1 protein-coding gene is annotated in these 234 nt (G+C 60.3%); it reads right to left on the bottom strand.

All coding sequences use genetic code 11. The annotated features are described in order from the left end of the window. Positions 1-35 precede the first annotated feature (35 nt). On the bottom strand, positions 36-234 hold a 199-nt coding region (locus SB679_RS26365), incomplete at its 5' end, for a hypothetical protein (RefSeq protein WP_410705391.1).

Raw genomic sequence — 234 nt, 5'->3', positions numbered from 1 at the left:
CCTCGTTCATCTGGCGTTCAGATTCGCGAGGCCCTTCAACGCAGCCGGCCGAGCTGGCGCATCAGCGCATGGTGCTCGCTGACCTCAGGCCGAACCCAGCGCACTTCATACTTTTCCTTGTAAACGCCATAGGCGATCTCGCCGGCAAGAGAGATGAAGACGGCAAGCGCGATCAGCAGCATGAGCATTGAAGTGACTTCCAGGGGGAGCCGGATACCGGAATGGCATCGGCCG

The sequence above is a fragment of the Chryseobacterium sp. SIMBA_029 genome (genome assembly GCF_046535275.1).
GTDB lineage: Bacteria > Bacteroidota > Bacteroidia > Flavobacteriales > Weeksellaceae > Chryseobacterium.
The sequence above is the reverse complement of the archived record's forward strand: the minus strand, read 5'-3'. Positions and strand labels throughout refer to the sequence as shown.